Below are 6,536 nucleotides of genomic sequence, written 5' to 3'. Positions count from 1 at the left end.
CGGCCGTCGGGCTCGATGGCGACCAGCGACGCGGGCGGCACCTTGCGGACGCCGCGCAGGATGGTCAGTGGCGCGGGGACCACCGAGTGGAACGTCATGTAGTGGTGCAGCGCGATCGGGTCGATGCGGGTGTCGACGCCGCCGCCCGCCAGCAGCGCCGGCAGGGCCGAGGCGAAGCGGATCCGGTGGCTGTCCTCGGTCAGGTAGAGCGGCTTGATCCCGAGCCGGTCGCGACCGAGCAGCACCCGGCCGCTGTCGCGTTCGACGATGGCGAAGGCGAACATCCCATGCAGGTGGCTGACGAAGTCGTCGCGCCAGTGGTGATAGGCCTTGATCAGGACTTCGGTGTCGCTGTGGGAGAAGAACCGGTAGCCGTGGCCGGTGAGTTCGCGGCGCAGCTCTTTGTAGTTGTAGATGCAGCCGTTGAAGGCGATGGCCAGACCCAGTTCGGGGTCGAGCATCGGCTGGGCGCCCGCCTCGCTCAGGTCGATGATCTTGAGGCGGCGATGACCGAGCGCGACACGGCCCTGTGACCAGGCGCCGGAAGCATCGGGGCCGCGTCGCGCCATCACGGCGGCCATTGCTGACACCGCTGCTACATCGGGGACCTGCCCGTCGAGCCGTACCTCCCCGGTGACTCCGCACACTCCTTGAACCATACCGAAGGCGGTTGCGGCGCACCCGTACGGCCACTGTGAAATGCGTCGGCGCGCAGCTCAGACCGGTTCCCGGGGGCCGATCGCGGCGATCTCTCAATTCGGGCGCGCTTTATCGTGGGGGGCCGGAGATTACCGGCGGCGGTACCCGCGACGTTAAATCTTGGTTGCGCTCTGCTCTCGCCGTTGGCGAGCCACTGGGCCGGCCACGACGTCCGCCCCTACCGCTCAGGCGGCCGCTCGGCGGTGGTTGCAAATGGCGGTCGTTGCGGCACATGACTTTTCGGTCTCCGCGTGGCATCGGCCGCCCGGCACGCTCGGGCACCCGCCGCCAACCTCCGTGAAAAACGTGGCAGATTTGTGTGAGGTGGCGCGGTGGAAGCCGGCAGGAAAACTTCGGCGATCCCGGCTAATGTTCAGCCACCGTTAGGGCTTGGAGCCCAGATGCCACATCGAGGAACATCGTGACGCGAACAATTGCGCGCCTTGGGAACTGGTCGACAATAGTCGCGCTCGTGGGTGCCGCGGTGTTTTTCGCCGCACCCGCGTCGGCCGATCAAAAAGACGATGCGTTCATTTCGGAGATTCAGCGCAACGGGATCGTCTTTTCCGACCGCGGCGCCGCGATCGCCGCGGGGCACAACATGTGCGCGGGACTCGATTCCGGGAAGACGCCAACCTCGTTGGTGCTCAACGTGGTACGGGCAACCGATCTGTCGGCGCACGAAGCCGGCTATCTTCTCGGCGCCTCGGTGGCGTCCTACTGCCCCCAACACAGGGCCGCTATCGGCGCTTCGGTCTCCTGACCGTTATCCGGCGCGCTCCCCGGGCAGCTTGCCGTCCCGCGACGCCGCCGTTTGCTGACCACCGTGGGCGAGCTCGAGCCGGCGTTCCGCGAGGACCAGCAGATGCCTGAGTCGTTGTCCGTACAGACCCACCGAATCGTGGGTGAGCATGTCGTCGTGCGCGCAGTCGACGGAGTAGGTGAGAATCTCGCCGGAGACGAGCGGCCGCCACGACTGGGACAGGAACGCACCGCGGTCACCCCCGTCCCCCGCGGCGGAGAAGATGGTGATATCGCCGTCGAAAACGCCGGGCCGGTGGGTTCGGTAGCGGTCGATGTTCTTGCGGAGGTTCTCGGCGAGCAGGTCGACGAGCCGCTCGGATCGCGAGCCTTCCGGAAGCCGTGGTTCGCCCGGCCCGTCACCGTGCGGGACGACTCCGCCGGCAGCACCGTTCATGGTGGGTTGGGCGTCGAGCAGGATCAGGCGGCCGATTGCGCATCCGCGCCGCTGCAGCTCCACCGCGACTTCGTGCGCGATGACCCCGCCGAACGACCAGCCGAGCAGGTTATAGGGCCCGGAGGGATGAATCTCCTGCAACCTGTTGGCATAGTTTTCCGCCATCTCGCGGATTGATCGAGGTTCGGTCTCTTCGCCCTGCCGGGTCTGCTGAACACCGATGATCGGGCAGTCCAGGTAACTGCCGAGCACCTGATACGGCCAGCTCACGCCGCCCGCCGGATGGATGCAGAACAACGGGGTGCCTGCGCCCCGCTTCAGGGTCTGGATGGGAACCACGTCCTGGGTGGTGGTCGTGTCCGTGCCCAGCCGCTGGCTCAGGGTCCGGACCGTGGGCGCGTCGAACAGGGTGCGCACCGCGAGGTCGACCACCAGGTTGGTGTTGATCGTCGCGATCAGGCGCATCGCGGAAATGCTGTCGCCGCCCAGGTCGAAGAAGGAGTCGTCGACGCCGACCCGCTCCACACCGAGCACCTGAGCGAAGCTGCCGGCGAGGATCTCCTCGGTCGCGTTCGACGGGGCCCGGTAGCCGCCACCGGTGTACTCGGGCGCCGGCAGGGCGCGGGTGTCCAGCTTGCCGTTGGGCGTCAGCGGCAGCGCATCGAGTCCCACCACGGCCGTGGGGACCATGTAGCCCGGCAGTCGCCCGGCCAGCGCCGTGCGCGCCTCGGCGGGATCGGCCGTTCCGGTGACGTAGCCGACCAGGCGTTTGTCCCCGGGGCGGTCCTCTCGGGCGATCACCACCGCCTGCTGCACGCCGTCCAATCGGGCCAGCGCGGCCTGGACCTCGCCGAGTTCGATGCGGTAGCCGCGGATCTTGACCTGCTCGTCGGCGCGACCCACGTACACCAGCTGCCCGTCGTCACCCCAGAGCACCAGGTCCCCGGTGCGGTACATGCGCGCCCCGGGTTCGCCGAACGGGCAGGCCACAAACCGCGAACCGGTCAATCCGGCGCGCCCGACGTATCCGGCGGCCACGCCGGTTCCGGCCACGTACAACTCGCCCACCACGCCGGCGGGCATGGGCCGCAGCCAGCCATCGAGCACGAACAACCCGGCGCCGGGCACCGGCGAGCCGATCGGCGGCGTCCCCGAGCCCGCAGTGAGCGGGGCGCTGATCGCCACGCACATCGTCGTCTCGGTCGGGCCGTAGGCGTTGACCATCACCCGACCCGGCGCCCAGCGATCGACCACCTCGGGCGGGCAGGCCTCGCCGGCCATCACCAACGCCACCGAATCCAGGCCCGCCGGGTCCAGCGTCGACACCGCCGACGGCGTCTGGGTCAGCACGCTGACCCCTTCGTCGACCAGTAGGGCGCGGAAGTCCGCCGGCGAGCGCACCACCGACTCGGGCACCACCACCACTCGCCCGCCGCGCAGCAGCGGGGCGAAGATCTCCCACACCGACACGTCGAAGGCGTACGAGTGGCACTGTGTCCACACGCCCGGGGCGGGCAGGCCGGCGTCGAGCGAGCCGATGAGGTGCGTCACGTTACGATGCGTGACCGCAACACCTTTCGGCAGACCGGTGGTTCCCGAGGTGTAGATGATGTACGCGATGCCGTCCGCACCCGGCACGGGCGGCGCGGTGCGCGGATAGCCGTCGATCGCCGGGTCTTCGATGTCGACGACCCGCACGCCGGTGCCGTCCAGCCGCGACAGCAGTCCCGCGGTGGTGACCGCGGCGACCGGCGCGGCATCGTCCAGCATGAATCGGATCCGCGCGGCCGGGGCGGCCGGGTCGATCGGCAGGTACGCCGCCCCGGTCTTGAGCACCGCCAGGATCGCGACGATTGCCTGCGCCGAACGCGAAAACAGCAGCGCCACAGACTGTTCCGGGCCTGCGCCCTCGGCGACGAGCCGGTGCGCCAAGCGGTTCGCCGCCTCGTCCAGCTCCCGGTACGTCATGGACAGCCGGCCCCAGTTGAGCGCAACGGCGTCCGGCCGGTGGGCGACCTGCGCGGCGAACATCTCCACGATCGACACCGTTGGGGGCACCGGCCGCGTCAGCGCCGCCCGGTTTCCGATTTCGTCCAGGCGGGCGTGCTCCGGCCCGTCGAGCAGGTCGACCGAGGAGAGCCGCCGGGTCGGGTCTGCGGTCATCGTCACCAGCACCCGCTCCAGTCGCTCGGTGAGCGCCTCGATGCTGCCCGCGTCGAAGACGCCGGCGTCGTATTCCACGCGGAGGCCGAGCTGTTCGCCGGACAGGGCGGCCTGCATCGTCAAGGGATAGTGGTTGCGTTCGAACACGTTGAAGTCGGTGATGGACAGCTCGTGGTTGACCGCCATCGCGGACGTTTCCAGCGGGTAGTTCTCGTAGGCGAACAGCGTGTCGAACAGCTTCTCGTGACCGGTCATCCGGTGGATTTCGCTCAGCGACAGGTGCTCGTGCTCGAGCGTGTCGTTGTGGGCGCTCTGCAGCTGGTCCAGGAGTTCCGTGGTGGTGGTCGCCGCCGTGATGCGGGCGCGCACCGGGATCGTGTTGATCATCAGGCCCACCATCGACTCGGCGCCGGCGACCTCGGCCGAGCGGCCCGACACCGTGGTGCCGAACGCGACGTCGTAGTTGCCGGTGAGCCAGGTGAGCAGCTGCGCCCACGCGGCCTGCAGCACGGTGCTGACCGTGGTCTGGCAGGACCGCGCCAGCTCGCCGAGCGCCCGGGTGGTTTCGGCCGGCACCGCGAACGTCGTGAGGCCGCGGGCGCCCGGCTCCAACTCGTGCGGCGGCGCGACCAGCGTCGGGGTGTCGAAGCCGGCGAGCATCCGTCCCCACGCCGCCCGCGCGGCATCGAAGTCGCGCTCGGCCAGCCAGGTGACGAACCGGCGGTACGGCGCCGGCGGGGCCAGCCGCTGCCCCGTGAGGCTGGCGAATGTCTCGTTCACCAGGATGGGTACCGACCAGCCGTCGAGCACGATGTGGTGAATGGTCAGCACCAGCCGGTGCCGGTTTTCCCCGGTGCGGATCATGGCCACCCGGAAGGCCGGCCCGTCGGCCAGGTCGTAGACCGCGGCACGCTCGGCGGCGCAGATTTCCCCGATGCCCTCGTCCATGCCCTGGCGGCCGTCGAGCTCGACGTAGCGCCATGCCATCGCCGGCTCGGCGGGGATGATCTGCACCGGCTCGTCGGGCCGGTCCCAGAACCTGGCGACCAGGTGCGGATGCCGGTCGACCACGGTTTGCACCGCGTCGCGCAGGCTGCCCCGGTCGAGCGGGCCGGTCACGCTCATCTCCAGCTGCACCACATACAGGTCGTCGCTGCCCCGCGTGGTGGTGGCGTGGAAGAGCAGCCCCTGCTGCAGGGGGGTCAACGGCAACACGTCGGCAATCGGCCGTTGCCGCTCGAGCTCGTCGATCTCCTGCTGGACCAACCGGGCCGGGAGAATGTCCGACGGGGTCAGCCCGCCACCACCCGACCGCACGTGGGCGCAGATGCCGGTCAGCGCCTCGAACCACAGCCCGCTCAGCCGGGCGAGCTGCTCGCGGTCCAGTGCCGAGGGCGCCCACGTCCAGTTGGCGTGCAGCTGCGGGCCGGCCTCGGTCTCGGCGGTGCCGGCGTTGAGGTCCACGGTGTGCATGAGCGGCATGGGCACCGCCGTGCTGGTGCCGGTCACCGACGAGCCGTCCCGCGAGATGCGCCACAACTCGTCCGACAACTCGGCGGCCGCGCCGCCCAGCCGGCCCAGGTAGTTGAACCCGATCGTCGGGTCGGGGCCGCCCAGGTCGACCTCGTCGTTCAGGTAGCGCAGCAGCCCGTAGGTCAGGGGCTCCGGCAGGGCCCGCAGCTGCTCCTTGGCCTGCTTGACCACGGCCCCCAGCGCCGCATCACCGGAAAGCACGTCCTCCCAAGGCAATCGACCCACCGCCAAGGACACCGGGTACTTGGTGGTGAACCACCCGACGGTGCGTGATAGGTCCACCCCGGCGGCGAGCTCCTCGTGTCGGCCGTGGCCCTCGACGTCGATGCCCACCGGCGCGCCGCCACCCAAGAATTCCGCCCAGGCCAGCGCGTAACCGATCAACAGGATGTCGTTGATCCCGGCGTGGAAGGCCGCCGGTGCCTCGCCGAGCAGCGTGCGGGTCGTCTCCACGTCCAGTGCCACCGACAGGTGCTCGGCGGTCTCGTAGGTGTCCGTTTCGGGGTGTACCTCCGGTAGCGCGGGCGGCGTCGCCGCGATCCGCTGCCAGGCGCCGGCCTGCTCCACCACCGCGGGGTCGTGCGCGTGCTCGCCCAGTAGGGCCGCCCAGCGGGCGAACGACGTCCCACCCGGCGGCAACGCCACCGGCTGCCCACCCCGGTGCTGTGCCCAGGCAATGTTCAAGTCTTCCAACAGGATTCGCCAGGACACCCCGTCGACGGCCAGGTGGTGGATGATCAGCACCAGCTGTCGGGTGGAAGTCGCCCACAGCGCGCTCAGCATCACCCCGCCGGCCGGGTTCAGCCGGGAGCGCGCCGCGGTCACGGCGGCGTCGGACAACACGTCCACCTGGTGCAGGTGGTCGGCAGCGTCGACCGATCCAGCCTCGGGCACGGTCAGGGACCACTCGTCGTCCACGCGCAGCCGCAGCATGGCGTGCCGG

2 protein-coding genes and 1 pseudogene are annotated in these 6,536 nt (G+C 69.9%); 1 reads left to right on the top strand and 2 read right to left on the bottom strand.

Going from position 1 to position 6,536, the window contains the following annotated elements:
- Nucleotides 1–647 (bottom strand): annotated as a pseudogene (locus A5709_RS24740) (N-acetylglutaminylglutamine amidotransferase); the annotation flags it as partial.
- A 473-nt stretch (nucleotides 648–1,120) separates the two neighbouring features.
- Here A5709_RS24740 and A5709_RS24735 point away from each other — a divergent pair.
- Nucleotides 1,121–1,462, top strand: coding sequence for a DUF732 domain-containing protein (locus tag A5709_RS24735; RefSeq protein ID WP_231987070.1), 342 nt, complete (start codon nucleotides 1,121–1,123; stop codon nucleotides 1,460–1,462).
- Nucleotides 1,463–1,465: 3 nt separating this feature from the next.
- On the opposite strand, the gene A5709_RS24730 is transcribed toward A5709_RS24735, so the two are convergent.
- A partial coding sequence (locus A5709_RS24730; protein ID WP_156768148.1) for a non-ribosomal peptide synthetase occupies nucleotides 1,466–6,536 on the bottom strand: 5,071 nt, incomplete at its 5' end.

Origin of the sequence: Mycobacterium sp. E1386, assembly GCF_001672745.1 — a bacterium.
Classification (GTDB): domain Bacteria; phylum Actinomycetota; class Actinomycetes; order Mycobacteriales; family Mycobacteriaceae; genus Mycobacterium.
This window is presented reverse-complemented; position numbering and strand designations above follow the sequence as displayed.